Genomic DNA, 15,917 nt, shown 5'->3' with positions numbered 1-15,917 from the left:
GAGATTACTCCGGCCTGCCCTTTTCCCAGCTCACATTGTCCTTGAACAGTGGAACGGTCGACAGTGATGTCTTGGCCGAACCGTCCTGAACCTGTGTTGCATGGGCAAGATAAAGCAGCGTATTATTCTTCTTGTCATAGATACGGGTGATAACCAGCTTCTTCCAGATCAGGCTGGTGCGTTCCGCAAAGACCCGCTCGCCACCCTTGCCAAGCTTGATGTCGCCAATCGTAATTGGACCGGACTGCTCGCAGGAAATCGAAGCATTAGACGGGTTTTCAAACCAGTTACCCTTCTGCAAACGGTCGATAACGCCCCGTGAAAACGATGCCAGATAACAGGTCACGCCCTGCACTTTTGGATCTTGCACTGCATCAACCACAATGTCGTTGCCCAGCCAATCGACCCCAACCTTGCCAACCTCCTCTGCCGATGCGGCAACAGCGGCGCCAAGCAGCATGATTGGCGCAACAAGCAATCCCACAAACCTGTTCATTCCGGACATTCGTTTTCTCCAACAACTTCCATTAGAAAAGTGGAGAAGCAAATCAGGCATTGCAAGAGAGCAATACTCATCAAGCCCATTTTTTCAGAAATACTTCGATTTCCAGCGTCTGAATGTCAGGAACTGCCTCATAAAGCTTTTCCACCGGCCAGTCCCACCAGCATAAGGCCAGCAATCGTTTAATGATTTCATCATCAAAGCGCTTGCGAATGATATGTGCCGGGACACCACCGACAACATGATAAGGCGCTACATCCTTTGTAACAACGGCATTAGCGCCGATCACTGCTCCATGACCAATGCTGACGCCCGGTGTAATCACCGCTCCATGACCAATCCAGACATCATTGCCAATGGTGACACGCTTTGCCTGTCGTCTGGTGCGAAACGCACCATCAATACCCAGATAGCGAAAATATTCGTTCGGACGATAGCTCACCTTATGGGTGGTCAGCCGTTCCATCGGATGTTCCAGCGCATTGATCCGCACATTAGCGGCTATTGAGCAAAATTTTCCGATCTCAGCATAAATGGCCTCACCATTACGCTCGAAATAACTGAAATCACCCACCGTCACTTCGCGCAAAATCACCCGCTCACCAATATCGGCGTAGCGGCCAAGCTTGCTTGATTTAAGCTGCGCGGTCGAATGAATGCGCGGCTCGCTATTATGGAAACGGAGGTCTTCTCCCTGCGTCATCTCAAAGCTTTCTGAAATCATATCAATAGTTCTAATAAATTGGTATTACTGAATTTTCTTACTTTCAAGCCCCCTATCTTTTCATCCTATAATCGCTGCACCGACACCGCCGCCTCACCATGCTTTCTCCAAACAAAAAGCCGCCCCCCGAAGGCGACGGCTGAACAAGCTGTTATACGCCCTGAATAGTATTCCGGGGTACAACGAAGCATAGTGAATATTGTCAGTGATTTGCAATATTATACTAAAGTAGTATATTGGTCCCATTGGGCAGGGAGGGCGTCATGGACCAGCTGATTTCCACTTTAGCCATTAGCGGCATCGGCTTAGTTGTAGTTAACAACATTATTCGGATGCTTGTTGTTATGCCATTCTGATTTGAAAGCCGCCACATAGCCTTGTGCAATCAGGCACAAAGGCAGAGGTGGCGGCAATATCATATGCGCAAGCCGTGAAAATTTGCTATTTCGCGACATGGCAAGCAATAGCCATACGGCTCGCACTCCGTTGAGGCTTTACCTCAAAACAGTTCCCGTCGAACTAGGGTCAGGACCCTATTTCTTACCTGTAGCGACAATTGTATCAGTATAAACAGTTACTTTATTTTTATTGAGAACAACTTTTGCCTTATCAGCTTTAATCTCTGTTTTCCCCATCTCGATCACTGCATTTCCATTAATCAGAGTAGTCGTATTAGAAATACGTTTAAATTGATCTCCACTCATCTTGAATACAGGCTTTTGCGCTTCCGCATTTGCGCCAGAAACTACCGAACACATAACCAAACCAGCAAAAACCAATGATGTTTTAGAAAACATGGTAACTCCTTACTCAAAAAGGCTAATAGAGCATATGCATCCCGGTAACGGAATCCCTATAAATTGCCCCCCTTCCAATGATGATAAGATGAGCAAAATCTGTGACTTATTTTCCCTTGCAGCCCCTGTGCATAACAACACAATGAACTTATTTTATTTCAAAACTTTCTGAAATCTTTGTAATATGCTGGACTGGCTCTATCGATCCAATATAGGATGAGCGAATTCAACAGAGTCAGAATCCAGGCGCTTTCCGGTCGCAGATCGATATAAACAACCAACTGTGCGCTTTTGCATAATTCCTTAAACTTGGAATAGTTTAAAGTGTTAGAGCGGTCTTTAGGGTCAGGACTCATTAATTTGACGGGAATGGTGTGAGGCCATCCGTTTGGATACGAGAAGGAAAGGCGAAGGAAATGTGGTTCATTTTCAAGACTTTCCGACGAAGTAGACCGGGCGGATGGACCACATCCTTCGGACATCGAAATGACTTGGTGATCTGCTTCGTCGAGCCGCTCAACCGGGGGAACAACCCCGGCCCTCACGTCTCTCCTAGCATATCTGGTCATTTCAGATGCCATTCTCATCAAATTAATGGATCCTGACCCTAATGCGCGATAAATATGAAACAAAATTCAAGGTTGACTGGACATGAAAAAATTCCTGCCCATCTTCATCTTCGCCTTCATCATTGTGATTGTTGGCGCAGCCGGCTTCAATATGATCCGTGACCGCAATTCTGCTGATCAGCCTTTCGGCGGTCCGTTTAATCTCGTTGCCATGGACGGTCAGCCTTTCACAGAAAAAGACCTGCACGAAACGCCTTCTGTTATTTTCTTTGGCTTCACCCATTGCCCGGATGTCTGCCCGACCACGCTTTATGAGCTTGACGGCTATTTCAAACAGCTTGGTCCAGAAGCATCTGATATTAAAGCCTATTTTATCTCCGTCGACCCAGAACGCGATACTCAGGATATCATGAAGACCTATGTCAGCAACGTATCTGATCGCATTATCGGCGTAACCGGCACAGCTGAAAATATTGCACAAATGGTCAAGTCATACCACATTTATGCTAGGAAAGTGCCGACCGAAGACGGCGATTATACGGTCGACCACACAGCCTCCGTATTCCTTCTGGATAAGGGTGGACGCTTCCGGGGCACCATCGCCTATCAGGAGAACGCGGATACTGCTCTGGAAAAGTTGAAGAATCTGGCCAAAACCCGCACAAACGGGTAAACATGGCTTTCAATTTGATTTGAAAGCTCATTATCCATGCCCCAGTCACGTCTCTTCTTCTCGGCCGACAAGACGCAAGCCGAACAAATTTACAACATCCTCGAAGTTGCACTCGAGGATGACGGCCTGCCCGTCGCCATCACCGAAATCGATGAAGACCGCCAGATTTTCGAAGTTTCCATCTACACTGAAAATAACGCGGATAAGCTTGCAGCACGCATTGATCAACTGGTCGGCGCAGGCAAGTTTGAAACCGAAGAACTACCCGATATTGACTGGGTCACCCACTCGCTCGAAGGCCTGAAGCCAGTTCGTGCAGGACGCTTCTTCGTGCATGGATCGCATGATCGCGACAAGTTGCAGCCCAATGAAATCCCGATCCTGATTGATGCCGGTCTTGCATTTGGCACCGGCCATCACGGAACGACAGCCGGCTGTCTCGAAATGATTGAAGAAGTGGTTGAGCGTGAGCACCCGACCAATGCTCTTGATCTTGGAACGGGCAGTGCAGTGCTGGCAATTGCAATCGCCAAGCTCGCTCCGATCCCCGTTCTTGCAACCGATATTGATCCGATTGCTGTCACCGTTGCGGCTGAAAACACAATCCTCAATAATGTCAGCGAACACGTCGTCACGGCAACCGCTGAAGGCTTTGACCATGCGATTTTCCGCTCTTACACTCCGTTTGATCTGATTGTTGCAAATATTCTTGCCAATCCACTGATTGAGCTTGCCCCATCGCTGAAATCGCATCTGGCATCAAGCGGCTCTATTATCTTATCCGGCATTCTCGACAGCCAGCATGATATGGTTCTTGCCGCTTATCAGGCACAAGGTCTTACCCATCAAAAAACTTTCCATCGCGAAGGCTGGGTTACAATTCATCTCAAATAGTGGCCATCTGAAATAACGATGCTTCCTTTATATATTGCGAGTTACGCTCATGGCTTTTCAGACTTTTGATGTCACCACCGATCCCGCCAATGGCGCACCCCGGGTCGCTTTGCTGCGCGAGAAGCTTACCGAACAAGGGCTTGATGGTTTTCTTGTGCCGCGTGCCGATGAGCATCAGGGTGAATATGTGCCGCCCCGAGCTCAGCGCCTTGGCTGGCTCACAGGTTTTACCGGTTCGGCAGGCAGCGCCCTTATCCTCAAGGATAAGGCCTATATTTTCATCGATGGTCGTTATGAATTGCAGGTCCGCAATCAAACCGATGCCAATGTCTTTTCTTATGAAAGCCTCGTCACAAATCCACCTGCAAGCTGGCTTCGCGAAAATGGCAAAGGCCTGACAATTGGTTTTGATCCGTGGCTGCACACGATTTCCGAGACGCAAGCACTGCGCGAAGCTCTGGAAAATCAGGGCGGAAAGCTGGTAGCACTTGCCCATAATCTGGTCGACCTCATATGGGATGACCAGCCGGAAGCGCCGCTTGCACCAGTCACTATTCAGCCAGCACGTTTCTCGGGTCGCGAAGCAGAAGACAAGCTGAAAGACATGCAAAAGGCAGTCGCCGCAGCCGGCGCCAATGCCACGGTTCTAACAGACCCGTCATCGGTGGCCTGGCTGTTTAACATCCGCGGCAAAGACGTCTCCAACACACCTCTGCCCCTCAGTTTTGCTATCATCCCCGCAGAAGGCGAACCGGAACTGTTCATCGATGAGCGCAAACTTGCCATTGAGCCCCGCGCCTATCTTACGCAGCTTTCCAGACTTTGCGAGCCTGCCGCGCTTGAAGGTCATCTGAGTGCGCGTGCAGCAAGAGGCGAAACCATTCTGCTCGATCCGGCACTGGCTGCCGAAAAGCTGCGCCTTGCCGTGGAAGCTGCAGGCGGTCACGTCATTCATGGTCAGGATCCTGCCCGCCTGCCCCGCGCGATCAAGAACAAGGCAGAGCTTGACGGTTCCCGCGCAGCCCATGAACGCGATGGCGTGGCAATGGTCAATTTCCTGTCATGGCTTGATGGTGAAAAGCCCGGCACAATTGATGAAATATCGGCTGCCCAAAAACTGGAACAAAGCCGTGACAAGGCTGGCCGCGATTTCCAGATGCCACTTGAAGATATTTCATTTGATTCAATTTCCGGTGCTGGACCGAATGGTGCAATCATCCATTACCGCGTCAATACCGATACAAACCGTAAACTTAACGACGGCGAGCTTTATCTGATCGATTCCGGTGCGCAATATCGCGATGGCACAACCGACATTACCCGCACAGTTGCAATCGGCACCATTGCACCCGAGGCGATCCGCTCTTTCACACTCGTTTTAAAGGGCATGATTGCGATCAGTACAGCGCGTTTCCCAAAAGGCACACGCGGACAGGATATCGACGCACTGGCACGTATCGCGCTCTGGAAGCAAGGTTTTGACTATGGGCATGGCACCGGCCACGGCGTCGGCAGCTATCTGTCAGTGCATGAAGGACCGCAGAATATTTCCAGAAGAGGTGTTCAGGAACTTCTGCCCGGCATGATTCTTTCCAACGAACCCGGCTATTACAAACCAGGTGCTTACGGCATCCGCATCGAAAACCTGATCATCGTGAAAGAAGCAGAAGTGCCAGCAGGCGGTGAGCTTCCGATGATGAGCTTTGAAACGTTGACCTTCTGCCCTATCGACCGCCGCCTGATCGATAAATTATTGCTCACAAAGGAAGAGCTGGATTGGCTCAATGCCTATCATGCCAGCGTGCGTGAAAAGCTTATCACGCACTTGGATGAGGCACAGGCCAAGTGGCTCAAAGCCGCAACTTCCACTATTTAAGCCGGAAAGAAATGGCGCAGCGCGATCAACAATGCTGCGCCTGCAAAAAACATCGTCATCATGCTTACCCGCAATGATAGCAGAACACAGAAAACAAGCACCAGCAATTCACGCCAGCCATGATCCGATGCGGGTGCTGCAACAATTGCCGTCAAAACAGCAGCAGGAACAGCATTGAGCGCTGCTTCAACACGATAATGCACCCGCTCAAAACGCGATAAGATCAGATGCCCGCCAATACGGGTGAGATAGGTACCGATCGCGGCCGCAAGAATAATCCATATCGTTGTGGACATGGCTTTATGCCTCCGTTTGTGGTTTTGCGAGAACGGCAGCCAGTATCACACCACCCACAGCGCCAAACGTCACATGCCATGGCGACCCAACAAATTTGTAAACCACAATCGCGCAGACAGCACTCACCACCACCACAGGCCACCAGTGTTCACGGTGGCGAAAGCTCATAACCATGCCCAGGAAATAGATCGGCAGCAAAAAGTCGATCCCAAGGGCATATGGATTGGAAATCAGATTGCCAAACAATGCGCCAATCAGCGTCTCAAGCAACCAGCAAACATAGATCGTAAGACCAAGCCCCATATACCACGCGAAGCTTATCTTCCGGCCAGCCTCGGCACGAATTTCCACTTCAGCATATTGCGGATCGACCAGCAGGAAAAAAGCAACAGCTTTCTGCAGGAAACTAAAATGACGGATGCGCCGCCCGACGGTTGCTGAATAGAGCACATGGCGGAAATTAACCGCGAAAATCGAGAGCACAATCATCCATGGCGCGATCTTCTGGCCGAAAAGATCAAGACCAACCATCTGGCTGGCACCGGCATAAATCGTTCCGCTCATAAAAATGGCTTCAGCAATGGTAAAGCCATTATCGATTGCCACCGCGCCAAACAACAGGCCAAACGGTGCGCCAGCTGCAACGACCGGCAAACCACGTTTGACACCACCCCAGAAGTCATTCCCCCCTGAGGCTGACCTTAGCCGAAAACCCTGATCCACAAACAGCACTCCTCACACACAGAGTGCTTAGGAAATTTTATGCCAAATTGAAATACACTAATCTGACAAGTTGGGAACGCTAGCTTCGATCTTTCTGATCCAGTCGATCAGCGGACGCGACTGTTCAGCAAATTTGAATAGCCGATCAGCAAGGTCTGCACGGGTAATGCTATCCGGCTCTATGTCCAGACGAACAGCAAAATGCCGGTTGCGAATTGCTTCAAGAAGATCGGAATCGCTCACAGTTTCAAATCCGCGCGGCGTGCGCTTCAACCGCTCGTGATCGCTGATTTTCAAACCATTTTTCTTGAGCTTTGCCACCATATCACGATATTCATCAGGCTTTTCAACAATCGCTTCACGTATAGCCTGGAGCAATTCTTCCTCACTCCCCACCACGCAACACCAGCATAGCAATCACGAACGCCGGGCAGACCAATACAGACATAGAAGCAACCGCTCTCGTCCCATTTGGTGCCAGATCTGGACAAAAGTGCTGATAAATGCCGATTATAAGGCGCCTTATCCTTGGAAAAGCGCGTGTCTCGCTTGATGCGGAACTGCGACTTCACACGATCACCCTTGAACGGCAAACCGGCTTTGTCAAAACGCACCGTCAGTTCTTCGATCAGATCGCCAAGCGGCTCTTTCAGATGCTCTTCAAACAGGTCTTTGTTTTCAACAAACCATTCACGGTTCTGATGAAAATCCAATGCTTTGAGAAATGGAATAGCCTTGTCACCAAAACCTTTGAAAGGCGCCATCAGCCTTCTCCAACCAAGGTTAGCCACGCATCTTCATCGATCACTTCAATGCCGAGTTCCGATGCCTTCGCAAGCTTCGATCCCGCTCCCGGCCCTGCAACGACAAGATCAGTCTTCTTGGAAACAGAACCTGCCACCTTTGCACCATGGCGCTCTGCCATGGCTTTGGCTTCATCACGTGACATACGCTCAAGGCTACCAGTGAACACCACGGTCTTGCCTTCAACCGGTGAACCGGTTGCCACGCGTGCCACCTCATCCAGCGGCGTCACCTCAGCCAAAAGCGCATTCAGCACTTCCTGATTATGCGGCTCGGCATAAAAATCGACCACGGCTTCCGCCACAATCGCACCAATACCTTCAACGGCAATCAACTCCTGCCAGGCCTCGTTACCCTTATCGCTACGCTCGCCTTGCTTTGGCGGAACAGCTATCGTCGCAGCATGGGCAAAGTTTTCATAGCTCAGATATGCCTTCGCAAAACGCTTGGCATTCACTTCACCAACATGCCGGATACCAAGAGCAAACAGGAAGCGATGCAGTGCAATCTCGCGCCGGTCATTGATCGCGTCATAGAGCTTTTTAACTGAAGTTGCACCAAAACCATCAATATTTTCAAGCTTCTTGAAGAGCGATGCTTCCTGTCGCTTTTGCAGCGTGAAAATATCCGCAGGTGATTTGATTTTCAGGCTGTCATCTTCGGCATGGAAAAAAAACTCGACCTGCTTTTCGCCAAGTCCTTCAATATCGAACGCATTGCGCGACACAAAATGGCGAATACGCTCGACCGCCTGTGCAGCACAAGTCAAACCACCCGTACAGCGATAAACGGCCTCCCCCTCTTCGCGCACGGCATGGCTGCCACAAACCGGGCACTCATGCGGAAAATGAAACGGCATCGCATCAGCAGGACGCTTTTCAACAACCACATCTACGATCTGCGGAATGACATCGCCTGCACGCTGTACAATCACCGTATCGCCAATACGAATGTCATGATCATCCGCCCGGATACGCTCACCTTTAAGACCAATGCCCTTGATATAATCCTCGTTATGCAGTGTGGCATTGGTGACAACCACCCCACCAACGGTAATCGGTTCAAGGCGAGCCACCGGTGTTAACGCACCCGTGCGTCCAACCTGAATATCGATGCCGCGCAGAATCGTCGTTGCCTGCTCCGCCGGAAACTTGTGCGCAATGGCCCAGCGCGGACTGCGCGAGCGAAAACCAAGCCGGTTTTGCAGATCAAGCCGATCCACTTTGTAAACCACGCCGTCAATATCATAATCGAGTTCAGCTCGTTCAAGACCAATGGCGCGGTAATGCGCAATCAGCTCATCCGCACTCTGTAATCGTTTTGTAAGCGGATTGACCGGAAAGCCCCAATTGGCAAACATCTCGACCATACCATGCTGTGTATCGGCTGGCATTTCCGACATTTCACCCCAGGCATAGGCAAAAAACCTCAGCTTGCGGCTCGCCGTCACTTTCGCATCCAGCTGCCGTAATGATCCTGCCGCAGTGTTGCGCGGATTGACATAGGTCTGTTTGCCTTCAGCAAGCATCTGCTCATTAAGCGCGAGAAAATCGCTCTTGGCCATATAGACCTCGCCGCGCACCTCAACGACCGCAGGAGCACCCGCAGGAAGCCTATTCGGAATTTCGCTGATAGTACGGATATTGGCCGTTACATTTTCACCCGTAGTTCCATCGCCACGGGTTGCAGCACTCACCAGAACACCATTTTCGTAGCGGATCGACATGGAAAGCCCGTCAATCTTCGGCTCGGCTGTAAAGGCAATGGAATTATCCGGCAATTGTCCGAGAAAGCGATAAACACTGCCGACAAAATCCTGCACGTCCTCATCCGAAAACGCATTGCCAAGCGAGAGCATCGGCCGCGCATGAACCACCTGCGCGAATTTGGAAACCGGTGCCGCACCAACCCGCAAGGATGGACTGTCTTTACGAACAAGATGCGGAAAACGCTCTTCAATTGCATCATTGCGTCGCTTCAGTGCATCATAATCCGCATCCGAAATTTCAGGCATATCCTTGGCATGATAAAGCGCATCATGATGCGCAATTGCATGGGCCAACCGCTCCAGTTCTGCGGCAGCTTCAAGTTCGGTCAGTTTTTCAACGGAGATATCGGACATATATGTGGCAAAACCTGCTGATTCAATTTTGCCCAACATAACCAAGAAAACGAGCCGCGCATACACTCACCCGACATGATCCTGTCAGAAGACAAGCGCACTATTCTCGGCAAGCAACCGCTCAGCCGCTTTACGCGCTTCATCGGTGATGCTGGCACCAGCCAGCATGCGTGCGATCTCTTCCTGCCGCTCATCGACACCGATCGAACGGATCGATGTAGACATGCGATCTTCATTGGTTGCGGATTTCGCGATCAGGAAATGCGTTGAGGCACGTGCTGCCACTTGCGGCGCATGCGTAACCGAGAGTACCTGCACACGTGAAGAAAGCCGCGCAAGACGCTGACCAATTGCATCAGCAACCGCTCCACCCACACCCGTATCGATCTCATCAAACACAAGCGTCGGCGCGGAGCCTCGATCAGCGAGTGCCACTTTCAACGCAAGCAGGAAGCGCGAAAGCTCACCACCGGACGCAACCTTCATCATCGGACCCGCACGGGTGCCCGGATTGGTACGAACCCAATATTCAACCGTATCAATGCCTTCAGCAGCACGCGCATTGCTGTCGGTGGTCATTTCCACGATAAACTCCGCGCGTTCCAGTTTCAAAGCCGGAAGTTCGGCCATAACAGCGGCTTTCAAATGCTCTGCCGTTTCCATGCGGCGTTCAGACAGAACCTTGGCCGCGGCATCATAAGATGCACGTGTTTTGGCTGCCTGTTCCTCAAGCTGGATCAGCTTTTCTGCGCCTGCATCCAGATCAGCAAGATCAGCATCCATCTTGTCACGAAGTTGAGGCAAGCCTTCAACAGAAACCGAATATTTACGTGCAGCCGCCCGCAGTGCAAACAGGCGTTCCTCAACCTGCTCAAGAACACGTGGATCAAAATCAATCTCACGCATGGCATGATCAATGCCATCCTGTGCCAGGGCCAGACTATTGAGGGCTTCATCAATCGCCTTGCAAACAGGCTCAAGTAAATGTGGCGCTTCAGGAATTTTGCGCTCTAACCGACGAACAAGACTTGCAAGGGTTGGAACCGGCGAACCATTGCCAGAAAGCAGCTCGCCCGCCTCATTCACATCACCGGCAATCTTTTCCGATTTCATCATGATCGCACGGCGTTCAGCAAGATCTTCTTCTTCGCCCGGCTGCGGATCGAGCTTGGTCAGTTCTTCAACCGATGAACGCAGATAATCGCCCTCACGCTCCGCCTGTTCAACACGCGCACGATGCTTCGACAATGCATTTTCAGCATCCCGCCAAGCTTTATAATGCTCCCGAACAATTGTTGCCTCGGCATCCAGACCACCAAAAGCATCCAGCAATGTTCGGTGAAGATCAGTATCGATCAGCGCCCGATCATCATGCTGTCCGTGAATTTCAACAAGACGCTTGCCCAGCTCACGCAGCAATGCAACGCTTGCCGCCTGATCATTGATGAAAACGCGGGTGCGCCCGTCTCCCATCTGCAGACGCCGCAGGATGATGTCGCCATCATCCTCAAAACCATTCTCACTTAAGAATTTTCGTGCCGGATGCCCAGCCGGTACATCGAACACGGCTGTCACCTGCCCCTGATCCGCACCATGGCGAACCAGAGAAGCATCACCACGCGCACCAAGTGCGAGTGAGAGCGAATCAAGCAGGATCGATTTACCTGCTCCGGTCTCGCCTGTAAGCACAGACAAGCCGGCTTTGAACTCGATGTCGAGCCTTTCAATCAGAACAATATCGCGAATTGAGAGGTGCGACAGCATGCGGGTATCGGCTTACGCGCCGCCACCCGTGATCATTGCCGAAGCCTTGGCCAGCCACGAACCACCATTTTCGCGGGGCTCAAGACCACCGCTCTGCAACAGCTTGTAACTATCCTTATACCAGCGGCTGTCCGGGAAGTTCTTGCCAAGTACAGATGCGGCCATCTGCGCTTCAGATGTCAGGCCAAGCGCATAATAGGCTTCGACCAGACGTGCCAGTGCTTCTTCAACCTGACGGGTGTTGGAATAATCCTCAACCACCAGACGGAAGCGCTTGATCGCAGCCAGATATTCCTTGCGCTCAAGATAATAACGGCCAATCTGCATTTCCTTGCCGGCGAGCTGGTCGCGTGCAACACGAATTTTCGTCTTGGCGTCATCAACATATTCAGAATCCGGGAAGCGATCGACCACTTCCTGCATCGCAGCAATGGCGCGGCGGCTGGCCGCCTGATCGCGCGTCACATCAGGAATCTGACGGAAATAGCTCAGACCAATGATGTAATAGGCATAGGCCGATTCCGGCGATGTTGGATAAAGCGTATTATAACGCTTAGCCATATTGATCGCTTCTTGGTAATTACCCTGACGATAATTGGTAAATGCAGCCATGACGAGCGACTTACGCGCCCATTCAGTATATGGATGCTGACGATCAACAGCGGCAAATTTCTTTGCAGCTTCACCCAGACGGCCTGCATCAAGATTGGCAAGGCCTTCATTGTAAAGCTTATCCGCCGGATCAATCGTCTCAACATATTTGGTCAGATCGATATCGTCATTTTTGCTGGCACATCCCGCAAGTGGAACAAAAACGGCAAGAGCGCTGGCAATCAGCGCGGTTTTCGTCTTCACCGGGAAATTCGAACTCGTCATACGGTCTCCGGCCATCTGGCAACGTCTTTTCTGTAAGGAACCAAGCAAACAGCCCTAGCTGTGCTTATCTCCATCCATCCCAATACATCAGCATCAGCACATAGTTAACATAGCCGAAGCTGTTTTGGTCGTTCATAAACCACATGCTGGCGTAATCGGCAATCGTCTAGCTGCTCAATCATCACAAAATGGTATTATTGGAACGACCCAAGGCTTTATCAATGCAAACCAATTGCCATAGCAAACCCGTTAAATAGCTCAGCCTATCAATTTACGTGAATATTGCGACTCACCTTGAACAAAACCCGTCGATCACGGCCCAATTATGGCCATAAACCCCAAAACCCGCTCTCATATCTTTAAAGCGCCCAGGGCGCCGAAATATTCGGTCGAATTGCAACAAAGTCAGAGTTATCTGCATTTCGTCGCACACCACTTGCCTCAACAATATCGTAATTCGACTTATCAGCAAGCAAAGCCTTTACCGTTTCAGCATTTAACCTGTGACCACCCCGATAGGAGCGAAAGCAACCGATAAATGGAAGACCGGCAAGCGCGAGATCGCCCACAGCATCCAGTGTCTTATGGCGTACAAACTCATCCGTAAAACGCAGACCACCCGGATTAATCACTGAATTATCATCACCAATCACCAGTGAATTATCAAGCGATGAACCCAGAGCAAGGCCTGCTGCCCACAAGCGTTCCACATCTTTCATGAAGCCAAAAGTGCGTGCTGTCGATATGCCCGTGCGAAACACCTCTTCATTGATGTCATTCGCGTATTTCTGTCGCCCGATCAATGGGGTTTCAAAATCAATCTCAACCTCATAGCGCGTGCCTGAATAGGGCTGAAACTCACCCCATGACCCACCTGCTTCGACACGAACGGTTTTCAAAATACGAATGAAACGGCGTTTGGCGGTCTGAATAACAATGCCAGCCTCGTCGAATGCATCGATAAAACGCGCAGAAGTCCCATCCAGAATTGGCACTTCCGGTCCTTCGACTTCGATAATCAGATTGTCGATACCAAGTGCAACAATGGCAGCCATCAGATGTTCAACAGTATTGATTCTGGCTTCTTTCGGCCCAAGAGCCGTGCAAAGATCGGTTGCGCCAATCTCTGATGCATGGGCGCGGATTGAAGGCGCATCCTCAATGTCGGAACGCTGGAAGATGATTCCCGTATTGGCATCAGCCGGCATGAATGTCACCGCTGCGTGCGTGCCGCCATGGACACCAACACCGGATAAAGTCACCACACGACCAATTGTCTTTTGATAAACGCTCAAAACGGATCCAATCTATTTCATATAAAAGCTCGATACTGCGCCCTGCTTCATGCATCTCAGCAATCAAAATTTGCGTAACACAGACATCGACATGCAAACATTTAGCTATAAATAATAAGTGCCTTCAGCCAATCAAAATCACGCTTTCTTACAAAGCATCACGAAATACCCAATAAAAAAGCCGCAGGGAGCTCCCTGCGGCTTTTCAATTCAAATAACCAGCGCTGATCAGTTCGACTGACGGCGCAGGAACGCCGGGATTTCGAGCTGATCTTCTTCCGAAGCCGCACGTGGCTGAGGACGACCCTGATCGTCAAGCTGACCACGACGTGGAGCATAGATCGAAGCATCCTGCTGCATCGGGCGGCGCTGTTCAGGCTGGCGCATTGCAGGTTCACGATGCTGAGCCGGTTCAAGACGTGCAGCAGGCTGCTCTTCTTCACGACGGGTCAAACCACGTGTCAGGCGGGAAAGCAGGCCCATTGGTCCGCGTTCTTCCTGAACAGGCTGCTGAGGTGCTGCACGGCGTGCATTGATTTCAGCCTGTGCAACAGGCGGGAAATCAGAAACAGCTGGCATACGCGGCGCAGGACGAGGCTCACGAGCCGGTTCTGCATGCATCTGCTGTGGCTGCTGATAAGCCTGCGGCTGTATCGCCTGAGCAACTGCCTGATTATGCATCATCTGCGGCTGAGGAGCGGCTGGACGGGCAACAGGTGCACGTTCAAAGCTTTCTGCGGCTGGTGCCTGGAAAATGCGGCTCTGCGGACGAAATTCAGGCGCAGCAGAAGCTGCAGGCGCTGAAGTGGCAGCAGAAACGTCACTTTCCATCGACTGTGCAGCCGGAGCAGGCTGTTCAACCTGACGTGGCTGTTCGGCAACCGGAGGACGCAGAGCGCCATGCGGAGCCATTGGCTTGGTCTGTGCAGCAGGCTTTACCGGCTGGCGAAATTCCAGCGGCGCAGGCGCCGCATCTCCGATCTGCTTGTCGATGCCGGTGGCAACAACAGAGACGCGAATAACGCCTTCAAGTCCTTCATCAAATGTAGCGCCGAGGATGATATTGGCATCCTGATCGACTTCTTCGCGAATACGGGTTGCCGCTTCGTCAACTTCAAACAGCGTCATGTCGCGACCACCCGTGATCGAGATCAACAGGCCGCGTGCACCGCGCATTGAAGTTTCGTCGAGCAATGGATTGGCAATTGCAGCTTCAGCAGCAGCCATTGCACGACCTTCGCCCGAAGCTTCGCCAGTGCCCATCATTGCCTTGCCCATTTCACGCATAACCGAGCGAACGTCAGCAAAGTCGAGGTTGATAAGACCTTCCTTGACCATAAGATCGGTGATGCAGGCAACACCCGAATAGAGCACCTGATCAGCCATAGCGAAAGCATCGGCAAAGGTTGTCTTGTCATTGGCAATGCGGAACAGGTTCTGGTTTGGAATGACGATAAGCGTATCGACATTCTTCTGCAGTTCTTCAATGCCAAGCTCAGCCGTCTTCATGCGGCGAGCGCCTTCAAAATGGAAAGGCTTTGTTACGACGCCAACGGTGAGGATACCGCGTTCGCGCGCAGCGCGTGCCACAACAGGAGCCGCACCCGTACCGGTGCCGCCACCCATACCGGCAGTAACAAAGCACATATGCGTGCCATTGAGGTGATCGACGATTTCATCGATGCACTCTTCAGCGGCCGCACGACCAACTTCCGGCTGCGATCCGGCGCCAAGGCCTTCGGTAACAGCAGCACCAAGCTGAATCATGCGCTCGGACTTCGACATCGTCAAAGCCTGGGCATCCGTATTTGCAACGACAAAATCCACACCGCGCAAACCGGCATTGATCATGTTGTTGACCGCGTTGCCGCCACCGCCACCGACACCGAATACGGTGATACGAGGCTTCAGCTCGGTAATGTCCGGCTTTTGTAGATTAATGGTCATGGTTCTCGTTCCTCTTAAGCCTCTCACCGCTTCGCCGCCGCGGTGCTAATTGGT

At 51.3% G+C, this 15,917-nt stretch carries 13 protein-coding genes and 1 pseudogene; 3 read left to right on the top strand and 11 right to left on the bottom strand.

Annotation, left to right across the window (positions count from 1 at the left end; all coding sequences use genetic code 11):
- Positions 1-4: 4 nt before the first annotated feature.
- From FHY56_RS03905 to FHY56_RS03895, 3 genes are all read right to left on the bottom strand, one after another.
- On the bottom strand, positions 5-505 hold the full coding sequence (locus tag FHY56_RS03905) for a CreA family protein (protein WP_140903858.1): 501 nt from the start codon (positions 503-505) through the stop codon (positions 5-7).
- Between the two features lie 70 nt (positions 506-575).
- Positions 576-1,205 (bottom strand): DapH/DapD/GlmU-related protein, encoded by a 630-nt coding sequence (locus FHY56_RS03900; RefSeq protein ID WP_140903857.1) that lies wholly within the window; start codon positions 1,203-1,205, stop codon positions 576-578.
- A 554-nt stretch (positions 1,206-1,759) separates the two neighbouring features.
- The gene (locus FHY56_RS03895; protein ID WP_140903856.1) at positions 1,760-2,023 is read right to left on the bottom strand and encodes a hypothetical protein; all 264 of its coding nucleotides are present in this window, start codon (positions 2,021-2,023) and stop codon (positions 1,760-1,762) included.
- A 651-nt stretch (positions 2,024-2,674) separates the two neighbouring features.
- On the opposite strand from FHY56_RS03895, the gene FHY56_RS03890 reads away from it, so the two are divergent.
- Genes FHY56_RS03890 through FHY56_RS03880 form a run of 3 tightly spaced genes read left to right on the top strand, consistent with a single transcriptional unit; the run spans position 2,675 to position 6,035 of the window.
- Positions 2,675-3,265 carry an SCO family protein gene (locus FHY56_RS03890; protein WP_140903855.1) on the top strand — a complete coding sequence of 197 codons (591 nt, stop codon included), beginning with the start codon at positions 2,675-2,677 and terminating at the stop codon, positions 3,263-3,265.
- A gap of 36 nt (positions 3,266-3,301) precedes the next feature.
- Positions 3,302-4,159 carry a 50S ribosomal protein L11 methyltransferase gene (locus FHY56_RS03885; RefSeq protein ID WP_140903854.1) on the top strand — a complete coding sequence of 286 codons (858 nt, stop codon included), beginning with the start codon at positions 3,302-3,304 and terminating at the stop codon, positions 4,157-4,159.
- A 49-nt stretch (positions 4,160-4,208) separates the two neighbouring features.
- The gene (locus FHY56_RS03880; RefSeq protein WP_140903853.1) at positions 4,209-6,035 is read left to right on the top strand and encodes an aminopeptidase P family protein; all 1,827 of its coding nucleotides are present in this window, start codon (positions 4,209-4,211) and stop codon (positions 6,033-6,035) included.
- Here the strand turns inward: FHY56_RS03880 and FHY56_RS03875 are convergent.
- The 8 genes and pseudogenes from FHY56_RS03875 to ftsZ all read right to left on the bottom strand — a co-directional run bounded on the left by FHY56_RS03875 (position 6,032) and on the right by ftsZ (position 15,863).
- Positions 6,032-6,331 carry an AzlD family protein gene (locus FHY56_RS03875; RefSeq protein WP_140903852.1) on the bottom strand — a complete coding sequence of 100 codons (300 nt, stop codon included), beginning with the start codon at positions 6,329-6,331 and terminating at the stop codon, positions 6,032-6,034. The two genes, FHY56_RS03880 and FHY56_RS03875, sit on opposite strands and share 4 nt — an antisense overlap.
- A gap of 4 nt (positions 6,332-6,335) precedes the next feature.
- Positions 6,336-7,055: an AzlC family ABC transporter permease gene (locus tag FHY56_RS03870; RefSeq protein WP_140903851.1), complete on the bottom strand. Its 720-nt coding sequence runs from the start codon at positions 7,053-7,055 to the stop codon at positions 6,336-6,338.
- 57 nt (positions 7,056-7,112) lie between these two features.
- A pseudogene (locus FHY56_RS03865) lies at positions 7,113-7,819 on the bottom strand (DUF2461 domain-containing protein).
- Positions 7,819-9,981 carry an NAD-dependent DNA ligase LigA gene (gene ligA / locus FHY56_RS03860; RefSeq protein WP_140903850.1) on the bottom strand — a complete coding sequence of 721 codons (2,163 nt, stop codon included), beginning with the start codon at positions 9,979-9,981 and terminating at the stop codon, positions 7,819-7,821. Before ligA ends, FHY56_RS03865 begins: the two are co-directional and overlap by 1 nt.
- An 84-nt stretch (positions 9,982-10,065) precedes the next feature.
- Positions 10,066-11,745, bottom strand: a complete 1,680-nt coding sequence (gene recN, locus FHY56_RS03855; protein ID WP_140903849.1) for a DNA repair protein RecN — start codon at positions 11,743-11,745, stop codon at positions 10,066-10,068.
- Positions 11,746-11,757: 12 nt separating this feature from the next.
- Complete coding sequence (locus FHY56_RS03850; protein ID WP_140903848.1) at positions 11,758-12,621, bottom strand: outer membrane protein assembly factor BamD; 864 nt, start codon at positions 12,619-12,621, stop codon at positions 11,758-11,760.
- A 359-nt stretch (positions 12,622-12,980) separates the two neighbouring features.
- Positions 12,981-13,916 (bottom strand): UDP-3-O-acyl-N-acetylglucosamine deacetylase, encoded by a 936-nt coding sequence (gene lpxC / locus FHY56_RS03845; RefSeq protein WP_140903847.1) that lies wholly within the window; start codon positions 13,914-13,916, stop codon positions 12,981-12,983.
- A 228-nt stretch (positions 13,917-14,144) separates the two neighbouring features.
- Positions 14,145-15,863, bottom strand: a complete 1,719-nt coding sequence (gene ftsZ, locus FHY56_RS03840; protein WP_140903846.1) for a cell division protein FtsZ — start codon at positions 15,861-15,863, stop codon at positions 14,145-14,147.
- Positions 15,864-15,917 lie beyond the last annotated feature (54 nt).

Source organism: Brucella gallinifaecis (genome assembly GCF_006476605.1).
GTDB classification, from domain to species: Bacteria; Pseudomonadota; Alphaproteobacteria; order Rhizobiales; family Rhizobiaceae; genus Brucella; species Brucella gallinifaecis.
Note: the sequence above shows the minus strand (reverse complement) of the source record. Positions and strands in the feature narration are given on the sequence as shown.